The sequence below is a fragment of the Pseudacidovorax sp. genome, assembly GCF_017991995.1.
Taxonomy (GTDB): Bacteria; Pseudomonadota; Gammaproteobacteria; order Burkholderiales; family Burkholderiaceae_C; genus Xenophilus.
In genome coordinates, this window is the sequence record NZ_JAGOPN010000022.1 from 54,696 (window position 1) to 73,965 (window position 19,270).

18 protein-coding genes are annotated in these 19,270 nt (G+C 70.0%); 12 read left to right on the top strand and 6 right to left on the bottom strand.

Features of this window, described 5'->3' with window-relative positions; genetic code table 11:
* Positions 1–2 precede the first annotated feature (2 nt).
* Both secF and KBC94_RS24650 read left to right on the top strand, forming a co-directional pair.
* Complete coding sequence (gene secF / locus KBC94_RS24645; RefSeq protein WP_294376616.1) at positions 3–959, top strand: protein translocase subunit SecF; 957 nt, start codon at positions 3–5, stop codon at positions 957–959.
* A gap of 289 nt (positions 960–1,248) precedes the next feature.
* Entirely contained in the window at positions 1,249–3,687 is a 2,439-nt protein-coding gene (locus KBC94_RS24650) for a DUF1631 family protein (RefSeq protein ID WP_294376619.1), read from the top strand.
* A 272-nt stretch (positions 3,688–3,959) separates the two neighbouring features.
* Here KBC94_RS24650 and dprA read toward each other — a convergent pair whose 3' ends face one another.
* Together dprA and KBC94_RS24660 are read right to left on the bottom strand one after the other, a co-directional pair.
* Positions 3,960–5,141: a DNA-processing protein DprA gene (dprA, locus tag KBC94_RS24655; protein WP_294376620.1), complete on the bottom strand. Its 1,182-nt coding sequence runs from the start codon at positions 5,139–5,141 to the stop codon at positions 3,960–3,962.
* Between the two features lie 16 nt (positions 5,142–5,157).
* Positions 5,158–6,339 (bottom strand): LysM peptidoglycan-binding domain-containing protein, encoded by a 1,182-nt coding sequence (locus tag KBC94_RS24660; RefSeq protein WP_294376623.1) that lies wholly within the window; start codon positions 6,337–6,339, stop codon positions 5,158–5,160.
* 161 nt (positions 6,340–6,500) lie between these two features.
* On the opposite strand from KBC94_RS24660, the gene def reads away from it, so the two are divergent.
* The 6 genes from def to KBC94_RS24690 all read left to right on the top strand — a co-directional run bounded on the left by def (position 6,501) and on the right by KBC94_RS24690 (position 10,894).
* Positions 6,501–7,031 (top strand): peptide deformylase, encoded by a 531-nt coding sequence (gene def, locus KBC94_RS24665; protein ID WP_294376627.1) that lies wholly within the window; start codon positions 6,501–6,503, stop codon positions 7,029–7,031.
* Positions 7,028–7,525 carry a hypothetical protein gene (locus KBC94_RS24670; RefSeq protein WP_294376630.1) on the top strand — a complete coding sequence of 166 codons (498 nt, stop codon included), beginning with the start codon at positions 7,028–7,030 and terminating at the stop codon, positions 7,523–7,525. Before def ends, KBC94_RS24670 begins: the two co-directional genes overlap by 4 nt.
* 16 nt (positions 7,526–7,541) lie before the next feature.
* A complete protein-coding gene (gene fmt / locus KBC94_RS24675; protein WP_294376633.1) occupies positions 7,542–8,540 on the top strand; it encodes a methionyl-tRNA formyltransferase in 999 nt (332 codons plus the stop codon).
* Positions 8,540–9,286, top strand: a complete 747-nt coding sequence (locus KBC94_RS24680) for an AzlC family ABC transporter permease (protein WP_294376638.1) — start codon at positions 8,540–8,542, stop codon at positions 9,284–9,286. The genes fmt and KBC94_RS24680 overlap by 1 nt, the downstream gene beginning before the upstream one ends.
* A complete protein-coding gene (locus KBC94_RS24685) occupies positions 9,283–9,618 on the top strand; it encodes an AzlD domain-containing protein (RefSeq protein WP_294376791.1) in 336 nt (111 codons plus the stop codon). The genes KBC94_RS24680 and KBC94_RS24685 overlap by 4 nt, the downstream gene beginning before the upstream one ends.
* An 82-nt stretch (positions 9,619–9,700) precedes the next feature.
* On the top strand, positions 9,701–10,894 hold the full coding sequence (locus KBC94_RS24690; RefSeq protein ID WP_294376641.1) for a phosphoglycerate kinase: 1,194 nt from the start codon (positions 9,701–9,703) through the stop codon (positions 10,892–10,894).
* Between the two features lie 163 nt (positions 10,895–11,057).
* Here KBC94_RS24690 and KBC94_RS24695 read toward each other — a convergent pair whose 3' ends face one another.
* Positions 11,058–12,194 (bottom strand): fatty acid desaturase, encoded by a 1,137-nt coding sequence (locus KBC94_RS24695; protein WP_294376644.1) that lies wholly within the window; start codon positions 12,192–12,194, stop codon positions 11,058–11,060.
* A gap of 213 nt (positions 12,195–12,407) precedes the next feature.
* Between KBC94_RS24695 and pyk the strand changes: the two genes are divergently transcribed.
* The 4 genes from pyk to KBC94_RS24715 all read left to right on the top strand — a co-directional run bounded on the left by pyk (position 12,408) and on the right by KBC94_RS24715 (position 17,046).
* Complete coding sequence (pyk, locus tag KBC94_RS24700; protein ID WP_294376647.1) at positions 12,408–13,853, top strand: pyruvate kinase; 1,446 nt, start codon at positions 12,408–12,410, stop codon at positions 13,851–13,853.
* Between the two features lie 88 nt (positions 13,854–13,941).
* Positions 13,942–14,862, top strand: a complete 921-nt coding sequence (locus KBC94_RS24705) for an alpha/beta hydrolase (protein WP_294376649.1) — start codon at positions 13,942–13,944, stop codon at positions 14,860–14,862.
* A 52-nt stretch (positions 14,863–14,914) separates the two neighbouring features.
* Entirely contained in the window at positions 14,915–15,979 is a 1,065-nt protein-coding gene (gene fba, locus KBC94_RS24710; RefSeq protein WP_043114233.1) for a class II fructose-bisphosphate aldolase, read from the top strand.
* A 158-nt stretch (positions 15,980–16,137) separates the two neighbouring features.
* On the top strand, positions 16,138–17,046 hold the full coding sequence (locus KBC94_RS24715; RefSeq protein WP_294376655.1) for a phosphoribosylaminoimidazolesuccinocarboxamide synthase: 909 nt from the start codon (positions 16,138–16,140) through the stop codon (positions 17,044–17,046).
* 39 nt (positions 17,047–17,085) lie between these two features.
* On the opposite strand, the gene KBC94_RS24720 is transcribed toward KBC94_RS24715, so the two are convergent.
* The 3 genes from KBC94_RS24720 to KBC94_RS24730 form a co-directional block, all read right to left on the bottom strand.
* On the bottom strand, positions 17,086–17,529 hold the full coding sequence (locus KBC94_RS24720) for an META domain-containing protein (RefSeq protein WP_294376657.1): 444 nt from the start codon (positions 17,527–17,529) through the stop codon (positions 17,086–17,088).
* 128 nt (positions 17,530–17,657) lie between these two features.
* Entirely contained in the window at positions 17,658–18,329 is a 672-nt protein-coding gene (locus tag KBC94_RS24725; protein ID WP_294376660.1) for a hemolysin III family protein, read from the bottom strand.
* Between the two features lie 38 nt (positions 18,330–18,367).
* Positions 18,368–19,249: a M48 family metallopeptidase gene (locus KBC94_RS24730; RefSeq protein ID WP_294376665.1), complete on the bottom strand. Its 882-nt coding sequence runs from the start codon at positions 19,247–19,249 to the stop codon at positions 18,368–18,370.
* Positions 19,250–19,270: the final 21 nt, after the last annotated feature.

The window sequence follows — 19,270 nt, forward strand, 5'->3', positions numbered from 1 at the left end:
CCATGGAATTCTTCCGCATCCACCGCACCATCCCGTTCATGCGCTATGCGAAGGTGCTGAACGCGATCTCGATCATCACCTTCGTCGCGGCCGTCTTCTTCCTGTTCCATCGCGGGCTGCACCTGTCGGTGGAGTTCACCGGCGGCACGGTGATGGAAGTGAACTACCCGCAGGCGGCCGAGCTCGACAAGGTGCGCAGCGCCGTCAGTGGCCTGGGCTATCAGGACGTGCAGGTGCAGAACTTCGGCAGCTCGCGCGACGTGATGATCCGCCTGCCGGCCCAGAAGGGCGTGAGCTCGCAGGAGCAGAGCAACCGCGTGATGACCGCCCTCAAGACGGTCGACCCGTCGGTGCAGCTGCGCCGCAACGAGTTCGTCGGCCCGCAGGTGGGCGACGAGCTCACCACCAACGGCCTGAAGGCGCTGGGCATGGTGGTGGTGGGCATCATGATCTACCTGGCCTTCCGCTTCGAATGGAAGTTCGCGCTGTCCACCGTGCTGGCCAACCTGCACGACGTGGTGATCATCCTGGGCTTCTTCGCCTTCTTCCAGTGGGAGTTCTCGCTGGCGGTGCTGGCGGCGGTGCTGGCGGTGCTGGGCTACTCGGTGAACGAGTCGGTGGTGATCTTCGACCGGATCCGCGAGAACTTCCGGCGCTATCGCAAGATGGACACGGTCGAGATCATCGACAGCGCCATCACGGGCACCATCAGCCGCACGATCATCACCCACGGCTCCACTCAGCTGGTGGTGCTGTCGATGTTCTTCTTCGGCGGCCCGACGCTGCACTACTTCGCGCTGGCGCTGACCATTGGCATCTGCTTCGGCATCTATTCCTCCTGCTTCGTGGCGGCGTCCATCGCCATGTGGCTGGGGGTGAAGCGCGAGGACCTGATCAAGGGCGGCCCGGCCAAGCGCGACGAGGATCCGAACGATCCCAACGCCGGCGCCACGGTGTAAGCGCGCACCGGCCCCCACGTCCAACCCGGCCCCGGCCGGGTTTCTTCTTTTCTGGACAGGGCATGCCGCATGCGGCGCCGCGCGTATCTGTGCAGCCTGTCGCCTTGTCGACGCTTTTCTGACCCGCGCTTCGGGACTTGGGCGGACCCCGCATACGGTGCAGTGGCGGCCTCCGTTACATTCGAACCAGTTGGAATTAACAACAATTCACTATCTTTCGTTCCGCCTGTCTTGCCCCCTGCGTGAACGCCCTGCCCGCTGCCGGCGCTGATGCGCCCTCCCTGTCGCCATGAGCCCTTCGCTCCCCCGCGAATCTGCCCTGCTGCTCGCGCGCGAGTCGCGCGAGCGCTTCGTGCACGCCATGGAGGCGGCGGTGCTGCGCACCACCCAGGCCGTGCGCGACCGGCTGCTGGCCTTGGCCGGCGAGGTGGGCACGGCCCGCAAGATGCAGGAGAACCGCGATCACCTGCTCGCCTGGGAGGCCGACCACGCGCGCTGGCTGGAGGCGGTGCGCCAGCGCTGGTCGCAGGCCCTGTCTCAGGCTCCGGCCGCGGGCACCTCGACCAGCGGATCGCTGCGGCTGGAGCTGGTGGGCGACGAGGTCGTGGAGAACAGCATCCTGGTCTCGCGACTGGCGATGGCGCTCCAGGACCGCTCACCTTTCGAACTGAATGAACTGAAGCTGCGCATCCAGCATCTGGAGGGCAGCAGCGGGGCCGACTGGGCGAGCGGCGACGTGCTGCGGCCGGAGACACTGGCCTCCATCCTGGTCGAGGAATGGACATCGACCGGACTGCCGCGCGCCCTGTGGTCGCAGGTGCAGGACGTCCTCGCGGGCCACCTCGGCGATGCCGCCAGCAAGGGCTACGAGGCCCTGAATGCCTTCCTGATCGCGCGCGGGGTGATGCCGGAGATCGAACTGCGCAGCCTGGTGCGACGGGGCGCGGACAGCGCCGCCAGTCCCCTGGGCCCGGCGAGCGGGAGCGCACCGGCCGGCCGCCAGGGGGCCGCGGGCCCCTGGGATCGCACCCGGGCCATGCCCGACGCTGCCCCCTTCGCCGCGAGCCCCGGCGCCATGGCTTCCGCGCGACAGCAGGCCAGCGCCGTGCTCGGGCGGCTGCGGCGCATCATCGGCGGCGTGGTGGCTGGCGGGGGCGAGGGCGGCCCGGCCTCCCTCGGGGGTGGAGGCGCGAGCGGCATCACCACCGCCCCCGGCGGGCACAGCGGCCGCGGGGGCGCTCCCGGCCCGGCCTACGCCTACGCCTACGGCGCGGGCCCCACGGGCCACACGGCCGGCCCGATGCCCATGGGCGTCGAGCGGCGCAGTTGGGCCACCAACACCGGCGCCCAGGCCTTCACCGCTGCCATCGCCGACGTGGAAGCCGCCTATCCCTTCAACGTGGGCGTGTACGTGGACGTGGCCGAGCCCGGCCTTATGCAGCGTGCCGCCAGCGACCTTCGGCGCCAGAGCGGCGAGCTCAAGCGGCGTGCGCCCACATCGGCCGACAAGGCGACGGTGGAAGTGGTCGCGCTGATGTTCCAGTCCATCCTGGCCGAAGAGCGCATTCCCTTCTCCGTGCGCGTGTGGTTCGCCCGGCTGCAGATGCCCGTGCTGCGGGTGGCGGTGGCCGATGCGGAGTTCTTCGCCTCCCTGCAGCATCCGGCGCGCATGCTGATCGACCGCATGGGCTCGGTCGTGATGGGCTTCGACGCCGCCGCCATCTCCGGCAGCGCGCTGGAGAGCGAAATCCGCCGCGTGGTGCAGGTGATCGAGCAGTACCCGGAAACCGGCCAGCGCGTGTTCAAGCTGGTCTACGACGAGTTCGTGGCCTTCCTCTCCAAGTACCTGACCCAGAACGACGCCACCCAGAAGGTGATGAGCGTCGCGCAGCAGGTGGAGCAGAAGGAGACGCTGGCCATCCAGTACACCATCGAGCTTCGCAAGATGCTCAACGACATGCCGGTGCGCGAGGAGATCCGCGAGTTCCTGTTCAAGGTGTGGGCGGAAGTGCTGGCCATCGGCGCGCTCAAGTACGGCGCACAGGACGAGCAGACGGCGCAGTTGCGCCGGGTGGCCTCGGAGCTGGTCTGGGCGGCCAGCGCCAAGCCGAGCCGCAGCGAGCGCGCCCGCATGATCCAGGCCCTGCCCTCGCTGCTGCAGCGCCTGCGCCAGGGCATGGACCTGATGGGCCTGACCGGGCAGCCGCAGGAGGACCACATCCGCACGCTGGGCCGCACGCTCTCGGACGCCTTCACGGCCAAGACCGAGAGCATTCCCGCCGCGCAGATCGAGAACCTGGCAGGCCGGCTGGCCAATCTGGAGGCGGTGATCGCGGACCAGAGCGCCGAGCCGCTGGCCCTGGACTCGACCCACCTGGAGCTGTTGCTGGGCATCGACGTGTCGTCGATGGAAGTGCTGGCCAACAACGGCGCCGAGGCGCCGCCGGAGGCGCTGGAATGGGCCAACGCGCTGCAGGTGGGCGCCTGGTTCCTCCTCGACCACAACGGACGGCCCAGCCAGGTGCAGTTCGTGTGGCGCAGCAAGCACCGCCAGCTGCACCTGTTCGGCTCGCCCGATGGCCGGCAGTTCCTGATCCAGGCCCAGCGCCTCGCCGCCTACCTGCACGGCGGCCTGCTCGTGCCGGCGGAAGAGGAGACGCTGACCGTCCGCGCCACCCGCGAGGCCCTGGCCAAGATCGACGCCAATCCGGAACGGCTGCTGAGCTAGGAAAAGGGGCGCCCCCCATGCCGCTTCGCGGCTCCCCCCTCTCTTGCGCCTTCGGCTTGGAGGGGGGCGCACCCGGCGGCCTGGCGGAGCCAGTTCCGCGGGTGCTCTGGCATGGCCTGCTCCGCGGCCGCTCGAGCCCTCCCAGCTTGAGCGATAGGCGAAACCAGAATCCAGAATCGCGGCCCTTCCAACGCGGCATGCGCCGTGTTTGCCCGACAGGCGCAGAAGAAGCGCCGACGAAACGCCCCCAGCCAGCTGCCAACCGGGCGTGCTCAGCCCACTTCGATGCGCTGGAACAGGCCGCCGGGCAGTCGGCCGACGCGGCCGTCCAGTTCCAGCTCCAGAAGCCGGGCCTGCAGGACCGGCGTGGCCAGGCCGGTGCGGGCGCAGAGCGCGTCCAGGGTGGCCGGCGCATGGCCGAGGTGCTTCAGCAGTCCGTCGCCGTCCTCCGGCCCGGGCGTGGCCGCTTCGTCCACCTCGCTCGCGCCTTCGCGCTCGAAGAGCGAGGCAGTGCCTGGGACGGATGCCGCGGCGGGCCGGCGCAGTTCCTCCAGCACGTCTGCCGCGGTTTCCACCAGCTTGGCGCCCTGGCGGATCAAGGCATGGCAGCCCCGCGACTGCGGCGAGTGGATGGAGCCGGGAATGGCGAACACCTCCTTGCCCTGCTCGACCGCGCAGCGCGCCGTGATCAGCGAGCCGGAGGCCAATGCCGCCTCCACCACGAGCGTGCCCTGCGACAGCCCGGAGATCAGCCGGTTGCGGCGAGGGAAGTTGGCCGTGAGCGGTGGCGTGCCCAGCGGCTGTTCGCTCAGGATCACGCCCCGGGCCGCGATGCGGTGGGCGAGCGACCGGTGGCGCGCCGGGTAGACGCGGTCCAACCCCGTGCCCACCACCGCGATGGTGCTCAGCCGGCCATCCGCCGCCGTGGCGGCTTCCAGCGCGCCCTCGTGCGCCGACCCGTCCACGCCCAGCGCGAGACCCGAAACGATGGGCAAGCCGGCCTCGGCCAGCGCGCGGGCGAAGAGGCGTGCATCGACGGCGCCCTGCGGTGTGGGATTGCGGCTGCCCACGATGGCCAGGCCGTCGCCGGGCAGGGGCGCATCCACCAGCCCGGCCGGGCCGAGCAGGTAGAGGATCAGCGGCGGATCGGCGATCTCCAGCAGCCCCGGCGGATAGGCGGCATCGCCCAGGGCGACGATGCGGTGCACGGCGCCCTCGGGGCCGGTCGCATCCAACCATTCGCGCGTGCGGTGGAGCATGGCCGCGAAGCCCTCCTGCTCGTCGAGCAGCGCCCGGGCCTGGGCCGGGCTGCACAGCGCCTCCAGGGCGGCGGCCGGTTGCGCGAACACCGCGTCCGGCCATCCGAAGGCCGTGAGCAGCCTTCTTGCGGTACCGGCCCCTACACCGGGGGCCAGGGCCAGCCGCAGCCAGCCCCGCAGATCCTCCCTCTCCACCCCGCGCCCTTGTTGTTCAGGGATTGGTGAGGCGGTCGCCCGCGCGGGGCGTGTCGGTGATCTCGAGCACCAGGGCGTACGAGACGCGCTCGAAGGGACGGAACACCATCAGCAGGCCGATGCGTTCGTCGGGCAGCTTGAGCGTCTCCTTGTCGCCGCCGGTGCGGTCGACGATGGTCTGGCCGTTCTTGAGGATGGCCAGCACGTTGCCGCTCTCGATGCCGTCGCGCAGCCCCTTGTTGATGGCCACGACCTGATTCTGGCCGGCGTACTGCACGCCATTGCCGTAGATCGAGATGATGCGGCCGCCTTCCACCGGCTGGGCCGGCGCGCGGGGCACGTAGCTGATCAGCTGCTCGGGCGGCTCGGGCAACAGGCGGTCGCCGGCACGCATCTCCTCGCGGGCGGCGATCACGTCGACCGAGGCCGGCACCGCGACGCCCGGCGCCGAGTCGGTGGCCGGCGTCTGCGACTCGCCGCGCACGAGGCGCACGCGGCCCACGTATTGCGCCTCGTAGCCGAGGATCTCGCCCGTGCCCGGATCCTTGAGCGGCGTGGCATTGCGGAAGACGCGGTACTGCGGCAGCGGCCCTGCCGGCTCGACCAGCGGCGCCCCGGGTTGGCCGCGGACATAGGCGCGGTCGCCGCGCGACAGCAGCACCCGCTCGTCGTTGCCGGCCACGATCCGCGGGGCGGCGGCCAGCGTGCCCTCCTCGACCACCAGCGGCTCGGTCAGGAAGGCGTCGATGCGGCTGGGATCGAGGGTGGGCAGTGCGAGGTTGGCCGCCGAGTCGTAGCGCGTGCGCGGCGACAGCTTGACCGTGTCGCCGCTGCCGCCCAGGCCGCGACGCAGACTCAAGCGGGCGCGGCCCCCGGTCTTGTCGAGGTAGAGCACCTGGCCGGGATAGATGCGGTGCGGGTTGGCGATCTCGCCGAGGTTCATGCCCCACAGCTCGGGCCATCGCCAGGGCTTGAGCAGGTACATCTTAGAGATGGCCCAGAGCGTGTCGCCACGCTTGACGGTGTATTCGTCGGGCGCGTTGGGCGCCAGTTCGGACAGGGGCACGCCCTGCTGGGCCGTCTGCTGCGCGACGGCCCGCTGAGCCGGCGTCACCGGGTAGTTCTGCGCGTGGGCGGCGAAATGACCGAGCAGGGCCGCGGCGGCAAGGGGGATGGCAGGCAGTCGAAGGTGGTACATGGTCGGCGCGCCATCCTGCCACGGCGCGGGCGGGAGTAGCGAATACTCACAATTTGCAACGATTTTGCGCGCAAGCCCTGCCGGCAGCAACGTCATCCGGGCGCAGCGGCGTCGGGCGGGGGTCGAAATGGCGAAAATAGCCACAACTTTCCGTAAGAGACATGGCCCTGCGAACCATCCTGAGCTATCCCGACCCGCGCCTGCACACCGTGGCCAAGCCCGTGCAGGCCGTCGACGCGCGCATCCGCACCCTGGTGGCCGACATGCTCGAGACCATGTACGAAGCAAGCGGCATCGGCCTGGCCGCCACGCAGATCGACGTGCACGAGCGCCTGGTGGTGATCGACGTGTCCGAGGAGCGCAACGAGCCGCTGGTGCTGATCAATCCCGAGATCGTCTGGGCCAGCGACGAGAAGGTCATGAACGAAGAGGGCTGTCTGTCGGTGCCGGGCATCTACGACGGCGTGGAGCGTTCCACCGCCGTGCGCGTGCAAGCGCTCGACGCCGACGGCAACCCGCAGACCATCGAGGCGGAGGGTCTGCTGGCGATCTGCATCCAGCACGAGCTCGACCATCTGCTGGGCAAGGTGTTCGTCGAATACCTGTCGCCGCTCAAGCGAAACCGCATCAAGACCAAGCTGCTGAAGGCGCAGCGCGACGTGCAACGCGAGGGCGGGCGGCGCAGCGCATGAGCACCGGCCGTCGCCTCGCCCTCGGGTGCGCACTGGCCGCCGCCGCCTGGCTGGTGGGCTGCGCCAGCGAACCGCAATGGGTGCCGCCGGGCGCCCCGCGCGCCGAGGTGCTGCAGCGGCTCGGTGCGCCCACGGCCACCTATCCGCTGCCCGCGGGCGAACGCCTGCAGTACTCCCGCCAACCCGCCGGATTCGAGGTCAACAACGTCGACCTGGACGCCAGTGGCCGCGTCGTCGCCGTGACACAGGAACTGGACGAGGGCCGTTTCGGCCAGATCCTCGTCGACCAGTGGCGGGTGGCCGACGTGCTGCGCGCCTTCGGCCGGCCGGAGGAGATCTCGCGCGTATGGTCGTTCCAGGGCGACGTATGGCAGTGGCGCTACCGCCAGCTGAGCACACCGCGCCTGCTCTACATCTACATCGACCCCCAGGGCGTGGTGCGCCGCTACCACACGGGCGACGACCTGCGCTTCGTGCCGCCCAACCGTCCTTGAAAGCATTTCCCCACCGATGAGGATCGTCTTCGCGGGCACGCCCGAATTCGCCCGCGTGGCGCTCGAAGCCCTGGATGCCGCCGGCATCGAGATCGCCCTGGTCCTGACTCAGCCCGACCGCCCTGCCGGCCGCGGCATGAAGCTGCAGGCCTCGCCGGTCAAGGCGCATGCCCTGACCCGGGGATGGCCGGTAGCCCAGCCACGCAGCCTGCGCCTGGATGGCAAGTACCCCGAGGACGCCGCCCAGGCGCGCGAGCAGCTGGCGGCCGCCCGGGCCGATGCCATGGTCGTGGCCGCCTACGGCCTGATCCTGCCGCAGTGGGTGCTGGACCTGATGGCCGGCCAGGGCGAAGGGGCGCCGGCCGGCACCCAGGCCTTGGGCTGCCTCAATATCCACGCCAGCCTGCTGCCCCGCTGGCGCGGCGCGGCCCCGATCCACCGCGCCATCGAGGCCGGCGATGCCGAAACGGGCGTGACCATCATGCAGATGGACGCCGGCCTGGACACGGGCGACATGCTGCTGGCCGAATCCCTCGCCATCGGCGCCCAGGAAAGCACCGGCCAGTTGCACGACCGGCTGGCCGCGATGGGCGGTCGGCTGATCGTGCAGGCGCTGCGCCAGGCGGAGACCGGGCCGCTGCCGCGCACGCCCCAGCCGGCCGAGGGTGTGACCTACGCCCACAAGATCGAGAAGGCCGAGGCCCGCATCGACTGGACGCAGGACGCCGCCACCCTGGCCCGCCGGGTGCGCGCCTTCGATCCCTTCCCGGGGGCCGTGGCCGAGCTGGACGGCCAGCCGCTGAAGATCTGGGCGGCACGTGCACAACCCGCGGCTGGCGCCACCGGCCCGGTGCCGGGTACCGTGCTGCGCGCCGATGCCGACGGTGTCGTCATCGCGGCCGGCGGCGGCAGCCTGCTGGTGGCCACGCAATTGCAGCGGGCCGGCGGCAAGCGCCTGGCGGCGGCCGACTTCCTGCGCGGGGCGCCCCTGGCCGCCGGCACGGTGCTGGCCTGATGTTCTGGTCGTCCGCCCTCCGCCGGCGGCTGGCTTTCCGCGAGGGCGCCCGGCTGATGACGCCGGTGGCGCTGGGCATTGGCGCCTGGGGCCTGATGACCGGCGTGGCCATGGTGAAGGCCGGCCTGTCGCCGCTGGAAGCAGTGCTCATGACACTGCTGGTCTATGCCGGCAGCGCCCAGCTGGCCGCCGTGCCGCTGCTGGTGGCGGGCGCACCGGCCTGGGTGATCCTGGCCACCGCCTTCTGCGTCAACCTGCGCTTCGTCGTCTTCAGCCTGCACCTGCGCCATTACCTGATGCACATGCCGCGCTGGCGTCGCCTGGTGCACGGCTACCTGACGGGCGACCTGAGCTATGCCGTCTTCACCCGTCGTTATCCGCAGCCACCCACCACCCAGGCCGAGCGCGACGACCAGGAGGCGTACCTCGTGGGCGGCTACACCGTCAACTGGAGCTGCTGGATCCTGCTGAGCCTCGCCGGCGTCGCGCTTGCTGAACTGATTCCCCAGCGCTGGGGCCTGGGCTTCGCCGGCGTGCTGGCGCTGGTGGGCATCCTGGCGTCGATGGTCACCACCCGTCTGCAGGTGCTGGCGCTGCTCATCGCCAGCGCCACCGCGGTGGCGGCCTACGCCCTGCCCCTGCGGCTGAACATCGTGGTGTCCATCGGCCTGGCGGTGCTGGCCTGCTTCTGGCTCGAACAGCAGTTGGGCCGCCTGGCCCGCGGCCGCACCGGAGAGGCGGGCTGATGCAGACCGATCCGTGGACCGTCGCCATCATTCTGGGCCTGGCCGTGGTGACCGTGGTCACGCGCTGCTTCTTCTTCATCAGCGAGCGCAGCCTGCCGCTGCCGGCCTGGGTGCACCGGGCCCTGCGCTACGCACCGGTGGCCGCGCTGGCCGCCGTGGTGGCGCCCGAGGTGGTGATGAGCGGCGGGCACCTGATCCCCTCCTGGCAGGACGCGCGCCTGTTCGCCGCCGCGGTGGGCGCGGCGCTGTACTTCTGGCGGCGCAGCACCCTCATCACGATGGCCGGCGGCATGGCGGTGTACCTGCCCCTGCACCTGGGATTGGGCTGGTAGCGGCAAAGCCGCTCCCTACAATGGCCTGTTGCCCGTCCCGCACGCGGACGGCGCCGAGACAACTTCCTCCCAAGCCGCAACCATGAACGTCATCCGCTTCTCCGATCTGTGTGCACAAGGCAAGGCCCAGGGCCGCCGGGTCTTCATCCGCGCCGACCTGAACGTTCCGCAGGACGACGACGGCCGCATCACCGAAGACACGCGCATCCGCGCCTCGGTGCCCTGCATCCAGATGGCGCTGGACGCCGGCGCGGCAGTGATGGTCACCTCGCACCTGGGCCGCCCGACCGAGGGCGCCTTCAAGCCCGAGGATTCGCTGGCCCCTGTCGCCCAGCGCCTGGGCGAGCTGCTGGGCCGCGACGTGCGCCTGGTGGCCGACTGGACCGACGGCGTGCAGGTCGCCCCGGGCGAGGTCGTGCTGCTGGAGAACTGCCGCCTGAACAAGGGCGAGAAGAAGAACGACGAGGCGCTGGCCCGCAAGATGGCCGCGCTGACCGACATCTACGTCAACGACGCCTTCGGCACCGCCCACCGCGCCGAGGCCACCACCTACGGCATCGCCCAGTTCGCACCCGTGGCCTGCGCCGGCCCGTTGCTGGCGGCCGAGATCGACGCCATCACCAAGGCCCTGGCCGCGCCCAAGCGGCCGCTGGTGGCCATCGTGGCCGGCTCCAAGGTGAGCACCAAGCTGACCATCCTCAAGAGCCTGTCCGCCAACGTGGACCAGCTGATCGTGGGCGGTGGCATCGCCAACACCTTCATGCTGGCCGCCGGCCTGCCCATCGGCAAGTCGCTGGCCGAGGCCGATCTGGTCGACGAGGCCAAGGCCGTGATCGAGGCCATGCGCACCCGCGGCGCCGCCGTGCCGATCCCGGTGGACGTGGTGACGGCCAAGAGCTTCTCGGCCGACGCGCCCGCCACCGTCAAGCCCGCCACCGAGGTGGCCGAGGACGACCTGATCCTCGACATCGGCCCGCAGACCGCCGAGCAGCTCGCCGCCCAGCTGCGCGAGGCCGGCACCATCGTCTGGAACGGCCCGGTCGGCGTGTTCGAGTTCGACGCCTTCGCCAAGGGCACCGAGGCCATCGCCCGCGCCATCGCGGCGAGCAGCGCCTTCTCCATCGCCGGCGGCGGCGACACGCTGGCGGCCATCGCCAAGTACGGCATCGAGAAGGACGTGGGCTACATCTCCACCGGCGGCGGCGCCTTCCTGGAAGTGCTGGAAGGCAAGAAGCTGCCGGCTTTCGAGATCCTGGAAAAGCGCGCAGCGGGCTGAGCGTCCGGAGGCGGCGCGGCGGCGCCTGGGTACCGCCACCGCCTCACCTGCCAGCCAAGCCGTCCGCCCAACAAAAAACCCGGTCCGCATTGCTGCGGCACCGGGTTTTTTGTTTTGTCGCCGCACGCGGCGGCAGGCCGCTGCGGGGGATCAGGTCGTCACGTCAGGCCGGACGGGCGACGGCTTCGGCCGCCTGCGGCGGCACCAACGAGCGCAGCTCGCTCGTGGCGCGGCCCTTGAAGTCGGTCCAGCACTGGCGCGTGAAGTCATAAAGCTTGCAGGCGCGGGCGGTGTCGAAGTACCACTTCCACGAGAAGCGCTGGATGATGATGCGGCCGGGCAGCATCTGCTCGAGCACCTTCTGCGTTTCCTTGAGCTTGTACAGCGGGATGCTCATGTCCACGTGGTGGGCGGTGTGCTCCATGATGTGGTGCATCAGCGCGCCGATCCGGAACGGAAAGGTCAGGTGGACGGTGGTGGAGACGAAGGGCTGGGCGCGCTGCCAGGCGGCCTTCTCGTTGTGCCACTGCACCTTGACGTGGGTGTGGTGGCCATAGATGACGAAGCCCATCATGTTGAACCAGAACACCATCGGCACCACGAAGCCCAGCAGCACCAGCAGCCAGGCCGACTGGCCGCTGGCGAAGGCGGCGCCGACCAGGGCGGCGATCCACACCAGCGCGAAGCCGCTGACCAGCAGGCAGTCGCGGGTGAAGACCGGGCGGTAGGTATTGCCCATGATCTTCTTGCTGGGGAACATCATCTTGGCCCACCAGATCTCGACGGCGTAGTACAGGCCCGGACCCCAGCCGCTGCGGTAGATGCGCTCGGCCACGCGCCGCATCGGCGACATGGCGCGGTACTCATCCTGCGTCATGGGCGCCCAGACGAAATCCACGCCCTTGAGGTTGGTGAAGCCATGGTGCACCACGTTGTGACCCATGTCCCAGAGGCTGTAGGCCGTGAGCGAGGGCAGGAAGGCGATGCGGCCCAGCCACTTGTTGAGGCGGCGGTTCTCGGTCAGGCTCTGGTGGCAGCCGTCGTGCCCAATGATGAACAGGCGGCCGATGACGAAGCCGGCAGCCAGGGCGGCCAGCAGCTTGAGCCAGACGGAATCGACCAGCACCACGGCGGCCATCAGGCCGAAGAAGAGGAGGTAGTCGAGCGTGAGGAGCGCGAAGGCGCGCCAAGTGCTGCGCTGCGCCAGGGGCGTCAGCCAGCTGCGGATGATCTTGCGGTGCGGCAGCGGCGCGCTGGGCTCAAGCGGCTCGGGCAGCGAGAGTTCGGGTCTGTAAGCCATTGAAAAATAGGCGGTTTTCGAATCTGGACAACCGTCGACGATAACCGATGCGGCTTTCCCGAGGATGACGGCCGTCAAATCGGCCCCGCATGTCATGCCGATAAGCCCTATTCCTTGACGGCATGGGAGCAGCGCCAGGCACCTCCGGGCCTTTGGGTGAGAATTCTTCGCCGCCCGGGCTTTTCGGGCGGCGCGACCTGGAGACTCCCGCACATGGCCCCCCGCATTCCCCGCCACGCCACCAAGATCGTCGCCACGCTCGGCCCGGCGTCCAGCACGCCGGCATTGATCGAGCAGATGATCGTCCACAAGGTCAGCGTGGTGCGCCTGAACTTCAGCCACGGCCAGGCCCAGGACCACATCGACCGCGCCGCCATGGTGCGCGAGGCCGCCCGCCGCGCCGGCCGCGAGGTGGCCATCATGGCCGACCTGCAGGGCCCCAAGATCCGCGTGGGCAAGTTCGCCGAGGGCAAGGTCTGGCTGGAGCCCGGTGCCTCCTTCGTGCTGGACGCCGCCCGCCTGGAGCCGGGCGACGTCCAGGCCGTGGGCCTGGATTACAAGGACCTGCCGCGCGACGTGAAGGCCGGCGACCGGCTGCTGCTCAACGACGGCCTGATCGTGCTGCGGGTCGACGGCGTGCGCGGCGATGCGGTGCACACCACCGTGCTGGTGGGCGGCGAGCTCTCCAACAACAAGGGCATCAACAAGGAAGGCGGCGGCCTCACGGCCCCGGCGCTCACGGCCAAGGACATGGAGGACATCAAGACCGCCATGAGCTTCCAGGCCGATTACGTGGCGGTAAGCTTTCCCAAGAACGCCACCGACATGGAGATGGCCCGCCAGCTCTGCAACGTGGCCGGCGCCGAATGGGGCCACAAGCCGGGGCTGATCGCCAAGATCGAGCGCGCCGAAGCCATTCCGCGCCTGGAGGAGATCCTGCGTGCCAGCGACGGCATCATGGTCGCCCGCGGCGACCTGGCGGTCGAGGTGGGCAATGCGGCCGTGCCGGCCCTGCAGAAGAAGATGATCCGCATGGCGCGCGAGATGGACCGCGTGGTCATCACCGCCACGCAGATGATGGAATCGATGATCGCCAACCCCGTGCCCACCCGCGCCGAGGTGAGCGACGTGGCCAACGCCGTGCTGGACGGCACCGACGCCGTGATGCTCTCGGCCGAGACGGCCTCCGGCCGCTACCCGTTGGAGACCGTCAAGGAGATGAGCCGCATCTGCGAGGCGGCCGAGCAGGCCGAGGACACCTCGCGCGACCTGGACTTCAGCGGCCAGCACTACACCCGCATCGACCAGTCCATCGCCATGGGCGCGCTGTTCACGGCGCACCACCTGGGCGCCAAGGCCATCGTGGCGCTGACCGAATCGGGTTCCACCGCGCTGTGGATGAGCCGCCATGCGGCGCACATCCCGGTCTATGCCCTGACCGCGCGGCTGACGACGCAGCGGCGCATGGCGCTCTACCGCAACGTGCGCCCGCTGCTGACGGAGACACAGAACGACCGCGATGCCGCCCTCCACCAGGCGGAGGAACACCTCAAGAAGCGCGGCATCGTCCAGAGCGGCGATGTGTACGCCATCACTTGCGGCGAGCCGATGGGGGCGCCCGGCGGCACCAACATGCTGAGGATCTGCACGGCGTCCTGAACGCCGGCCAGCCGGGCCGCCCCGCCGGCCGCGTAGGACAGCGGCGCGCGCCGGAAACCAAAGCGGCGGCGCCTGCGTATGGGAAGGCATGCCTTCCCACCCTCCCCTGCTGCGCACCGTCGCGGCCGCGCTCGCCGTCGTGGCCGGCGCGCTCTCGCTGGGCGCCTGCTCCCCCATCAAGCTGGTCGACCGGCTCACGCCCACCGACACCTACACCGTCCAGAACGACATCGCCTACGGCAGCGAGCCGCGCCAGCGGCTGGACGTGTACCAGCCGCTGGCGCGCACGGCGCCTGCGGCCGGCCGGCGGCCTCTGGTGGTCTTCTTTTATGGCGGCACCTGGACCACGGGCGACCGGGCCCAATACCGCTTCGTCGGCGAGGCGCTGGCCTCGCGCGGCGCCATCGTGGCCGTGGCCGACTACCGGCTCTCGCACGAAGTGCGCTATCCGGCCTTTGTGCAGGACAGCGCACGGGCCGTGAAATGGGGGCTGGACAACGCCGCCCGCCTGGGCGCGGACCCGGCCCAGGTCTATGTCATGGGACACAGCTCGGGCGCCTACAACGCGGCCATGGTGGCGCTCGATCCGCGCTGGCTCCAGGCGCTCGGGGCGAGTCCCCGGCAACTGGCCGGATGGATCGGCCTGGCCGGGCCCTACGACTTCCTGCCCATCGGCGACCCGGACGTGAAGCGCGCCTTCGACTGGCCGCGCACGATGCCCGAATCGCAGCCGATCAACCATGTCTCGGCCGCCGCGCCGCGCACGCTGCTCATGGCGGCCAGCCGGGACAACCTGGTCGACCCGCATCGCAACACCGCCCAGATGGCGCGCAAGCTGGAGGTGGCAGGCGTGCCGGTGGAGGTCCACACCTTCGACAACCTCAGCCACATCACGCTGATGGGTGCGGTCGCTACGCGCGTGCAGTGGATCGGCGGACCGGTGATGCCGCCGCTTCTGCGCTTTCTGGGACTGCCGCCGTCAGACCTGTCCGACAGGGTCGCTCATTAGAATCGTGGGAATTTTTTCGCACTTTTCCACGATTACTTAAGAGGACATCACCATGGCACTTGTCTCGATGCGCGAGTTGCTGGACCACGCCGCTGCCAACGGCTATGGCATTCCGGCCTTCAACGTGAACAACCTGGAGCAAGTGCAGGCCGTGATGGCCGCCGCCGATGAAGTCGGCGCCCCGGTGATCCTGCAGGCCAGCGCCGGCGCCCGCAAGTACGCGGGTGAGCACTTCATCAAGCACCTGATCCAGGCCGCGACCGAGGCCTACCCCCACATCCCGCTGGTGATGCACCAGGACCATGGCACCAGCCCCAAGATCTGCGCCGGCGCCATCGACCTGGGTTTCGGCTCGGTGATGATGGACGGCTCGCTGCGTGAGGACGGCAAGACCCCGGCCGACTTCGCCTACAACGTGGAAGTGACCCGCAAGGTCGTCGAGATGGCCCACAAGGTCGGCGTGACCGTCGAGGGCGAGCTGGGCTGCCTGGGCAACCTGGAAACCGGCGATGCCGGCGAGGAAGACGGCATCGGCGCCGAAGGCAAGCTGGACCACAGCCAGATGTTGACCGACCCCGAGGAGGCCGCCCAGTTCGTCAAGGCCACCCAGTTGGACGCCCTGGCCATCGCCATCGGCACCAGCCACGGCGCCTACAAGTTCAGCCGTCCGCCCACGGGCGACATCCTGGCGATCAGCCGCGTGAAGGAAATCCACGCCCGCATCCCCAACACCCACCTGGTGATGCACGGTTCGTCGTCGGTGCCGCAGGAGCTGCGCGCCATCATCAACCAGTACGGCGGCCAGATGAAGGAAACCTACGGCGTGCCCGTGGCCGAGATTCAGGAAGCCATCAAGTACGGCGTGCGCAAGATCAACATCGACACCGACATCCGCATGGCGATGACCGGTGCCGTGCGCAAGTTCATGGCCGAGAACCCCGAGAAGTTCGACATGCGCGAGTGGATGAAGCCGGCCCGCGAAGCCGCCAAGGCCGTGTGCAAGCAGCGCTACCTGGAATTCGGCTGCGAAGGCCAGGCTGGCAAGATCAAGGGCGCGGGCCTGCAGGTGATGGCCGCCAAGTACGCCCAGGGCGAGCTGGCGCAGGTCGTCCAATAAACCATCTGACAGGCGCCCGGCGCCTTCCGGACCGGCCACCGCCCGCGCGGTGGCTTTTTTTCGCGCGCGACACGCATACAGGCGGTGACACCGGCCTGTCACCACCCGCGGATAATCGCGCGCTGCTTTCCTCCTTCACCCTGCCGCCCGGCACCTCCATGGCCACGACCGTCCATACCTCCTCCATCCAGAGCCTGCCCCTGCTTGCACGCGGCAAGGTGCGCGACAACTACGCCGTCGGCGAGGACCGCATCCTCATGATCGCCAGCGACCGGCTGTCGGCCTTCGACGTCATCATGGGCGAGCCGATCCCGGGCAAGGGCGAGATCCTGACCAAGATGGCGCTGTGGTGGTTCGACCGCCTGGGCGGCATCTGCCCCAACCACCTGACCGGCGAGGCGCCCGAGAGCGTGGTGCGCCCGGAAGAGGTGGCGCAGGTCACGGGCCGCTCGATGCTGGTCAAGCGCCTCAAGCCCATTCCTGTCGAAGCCGTGGTGCGCGGCTACCTGGCCGGCAGCGGCTGGAAGGAATACCAGGAAAACCGGGAGGTCTGCGGCGTGCCGCTGCCCGAGGGACTCGTCAATTCGGCCAAGCTGCCGCGCGCCATCTTCACGCCCGCCGCCAAGGCCGCCGTGGGCGAGCACGACGAGAACATCAGCTACGAGCGCGTGGTCGAAATGATCGGCCCGCAGCTGGCCCAGCAGATCCGCGAGACCAGCATCGCGCTGTACGAGACGGCGGCCGAGATCGCGCTGCAGCGCGGCATGATCATCGCCGACACCAAGTTCGAGTTCGGCCTGGACGAAACCGGCCAGCTGGTGCTGATGGACGAGGTGCTCACACCTGACAGCTCGCGCTACTGGCCGGTGGAAGGCTACGAGGCCGCGCTGGCTGTCGGCACCAACCCCCCGAGCTACGACAAGCAGTTCGTGCGCGACTGGCTGGAGGCCGTGCGCATCAACGGCAAGCCCTGGGACAAGACGCCGCCCGCGCCGCGCCTGCCCAACGACGTGACCGAACGCACCGCGGCGAAGTACCGCGAGGCGCTGGAACGCCTGACCGGCTGAGCAGCCGGCGGCAGGGCGGCAGGGCGACAGGCGCAGCCCTCAGCGCTGCAGCATCGCCACCGTACGCCCGCTGCCGTCGAGCAGCACGAGGCGCGCCGGCGCCTGAAGGCGGTAGCTCGCCGTGGACTGCAGGGCCTGGAAGAACTGCATTTCGCGCTGCCCGCGCTCGGGTGCGACGCAGGCCATGCGGGTGGCTGCCAGCTGGCCGATGCGCAGCTGGCTGGCCGTGCGGCTGTAGGTGCCCGAAAAGCGGTTGCAGCCGCCACTGCCGACGGCCCGGCCGTCGCTGCCGAACTGCACCGAGGGCGTGCCCTGCGGATCGCCACCACCGTCCACCATCTCGCCCTGCAGCTGGACCAGGCGCCACGTCGGCCCCTCGATGGGCTCGTCCAGGCTGACGCCGCTGCCGCAGGCCGCGAGCGACAGGACGGCAGGCAGTGCGAAGGCCAGAAGGAGTCGGTGTCGGCGAGCGATGGCGGGCATGGAGGGTGCGTCCTTTCGGCGGGAAGTGGGGCCGCGGCATCGTACCCGGGGGCACCGTGTCGCCGCGTCGGCGCAGGCCGGCAACCGCGAGGCCCGGCCGTGTTGCGGAGCGGGCCGGAACAGCCCCCTCAGGCCGGCAGCGCCGCCGGCGCGCCCGAATGCCAGAGCACGGCAAAGAAGTGGCACACGCTGCCACCCAGCACGAACAGGTGCCACACGAAGTGCGCATAGCGCAGCTTCGAGTCGAAGAGGAACACGACGGCCCCCGCCGTGTACGAGACGCCGCCGGCCACCAGCCAGGCCAGGCCGGCGCCCGACATGCGCTCGACCAGCGGCACCGCCGCCACGATCGCCACCCAGCCCATGGCCACATACAGCCCGGTGGACCACAGCGGGTGCTTGAGCCGGTCGAAGAGCTTGGCCGCCACCCCCACCGCGGCCGCGGCCCAGACGATGGCGAACAGCGTCCAGCCCCAGGTGCCGCGCAGCACGCCCAGCACGAAGGGCATGTAGCTGCCGGCGATGAAGAGGTAGATGGAGGCATGGTCCAGCCGGTTGAACCACAGCTTGGCCCGGCCCGCCGGCAGCGCGTGGTACAGGGTGGAGACCAGGTACAGCACGATGGCCGTGCCGGCGAACAGGCTGGCCCCCACCACCTCGGCAACGTGGCCGCGCGCAGCAGCGTGGTGCACCAGGATCGGCAGCGAGGCCATGGCCAGCAGGGCGCCCAGGCCGTGGCTCAGGGCGTTGGCGATCTCCTCGCCGAGGGTCTGGTCACGCAGTTCACTGAGAAGGGACATGAGTCGGTTCAAGCAAGGGCCAGGCCGCGCCCGGCGCATCAGCTGCGTCGCGCGGCGCGGTAAAGGCCTTCGACCTTCGGCACGTTCTGCTCCAGCACGCGGATGCGGTCGGGCCCGGTCGGATGGGTGGACAGGAAGCTCAGGCCGCCCTGGCTCTTGGAGACCTGGGCCATCTTGGTCCAGAGGCTGACGGCGGCCTGGGGTTGGAAGCCGCCGCGGGCGGCGAGTTCCAGGCCGACGAGGTCCGCCTCGGTCTCGTCGTCGCGGCTGAACTTGAGGGAGATCAACTGCGTGCCGGCGCGTGCGCCCATGTCGCCCAGCTGGCCCAGCCCCAGCAACTGGGCGCCCAGCTGCAGCGCCATGCCGGTGCCGGCCGTCTTGGCCATGCGCTCGCGCGCATGCTCGCGCAGGGCATGAGCCATCTCGTGGCCCATCACCATCGCCGTCTCGTCGTCGCTGAGCTTGAGCTGGTCCAGGATGCCGGTGAAGAAGGCGATCTTGCCGCCCGGCATGCAGAAGGCGTTGACCTGCTTGCTGCCGATCAGGTTGACCTCCCACTTCCAGCCGGCGGCCCGGTCGTTCCATTGGCGCGTGTAGGGGATGAGGCGCTGTGCGATGCCGCGCAGACGCACCAGCTGCGGATGCTCGGGGCCGGCCAGCGCGCGCTGGCTGCGGGCCTTGGCGATCAGATCGCCGTACTGCTGCACGGCCGCGCCTTCGATCTGATCGGCCGGCACCAGGTTGCGCGCGGCCGACAGCGGCCCCACGTCGACCTGGGCCGCCACCGGCAGCGCGGCGCCGGCGGCTGCAGCGGCGCCCGCCAGCAGGAAGGCCCGGCGGGGTTGCCAGCGGGGCTGCGCCGGGCCCTCGTCGTCGACAGGGGTGGCGGCGGCAGAACGCAGGTCGCAGAGCAGGCACATGGTGGGCGGAATAATAAGGTT

Excerpts from the sequence above, each read along its gene's own strand:
- KBC94_RS24715 (WP_294376655.1), top strand. The coding sequence starts at position 16,138 with ATGGCCACGACCGTCCATACCTCCTCCATCCAGAGCCTGCCCCTGCTT.
- fmt (WP_294376633.1), top strand. The coding sequence starts at position 7,542 with ATGAGGATCGTCTTCGCGGGCACGCCCGAATTCGCCCGCGTGGCGCTC.
- KBC94_RS24670 (WP_294376630.1), top strand. The coding sequence starts at position 7,028 with ATGAGCACCGGCCGTCGCCTCGCCCTCGGGTGCGCACTGGCCGCCGCC.
- KBC94_RS24680 (WP_294376638.1), top strand. The coding sequence starts at position 8,540 with ATGTTCTGGTCGTCCGCCCTCCGCCGGCGGCTGGCTTTCCGCGAGGGC.
- KBC94_RS24695 (WP_294376644.1), bottom strand. The coding sequence starts at position 12,194 with ATGGCTTACAGACCCGAACTCTCGCTGCCCGAGCCGCTTGAGCCCAGC.
- KBC94_RS24730 (WP_294376665.1), bottom strand. The coding sequence starts at position 19,249 with ATGTGCCTGCTCTGCGACCTGCGTTCTGCCGCCGCCACCCCTGTCGAC.
- fba (WP_043114233.1), top strand. The coding sequence starts at position 14,915 with ATGGCACTTGTCTCGATGCGCGAGTTGCTGGACCACGCCGCTGCCAAC.
- KBC94_RS24705 (WP_294376649.1), top strand. The coding sequence starts at position 13,942 with ATGCCTTCCCACCCTCCCCTGCTGCGCACCGTCGCGGCCGCGCTCGCC.
- def (WP_294376627.1), top strand. The coding sequence starts at position 6,501 with ATGGCCCTGCGAACCATCCTGAGCTATCCCGACCCGCGCCTGCACACC.
- KBC94_RS24660 (WP_294376623.1), bottom strand. The coding sequence starts at position 6,339 with ATGTACCACCTTCGACTGCCTGCCATCCCCCTTGCCGCCGCGGCCCTG.
- KBC94_RS24650 (WP_294376619.1), top strand. The coding sequence starts at position 1,249 with ATGAGCCCTTCGCTCCCCCGCGAATCTGCCCTGCTGCTCGCGCGCGAG.
- pyk (WP_294376647.1), top strand. The coding sequence starts at position 12,408 with ATGGCCCCCCGCATTCCCCGCCACGCCACCAAGATCGTCGCCACGCTC.
- KBC94_RS24690 (WP_294376641.1), top strand. The coding sequence starts at position 9,701 with ATGAACGTCATCCGCTTCTCCGATCTGTGTGCACAAGGCAAGGCCCAG.
- KBC94_RS24725 (WP_294376660.1), bottom strand. The coding sequence starts at position 18,329 with ATGTCCCTTCTCAGTGAACTGCGTGACCAGACCCTCGGCGAGGAGATC.
- secF (WP_294376616.1), top strand. The coding sequence starts at position 3 with ATGGAATTCTTCCGCATCCACCGCACCATCCCGTTCATGCGCTATGCG.
- KBC94_RS24720 (WP_294376657.1), bottom strand. The coding sequence starts at position 17,529 with ATGCCCGCCATCGCTCGCCGACACCGACTCCTTCTGGCCTTCGCACTG.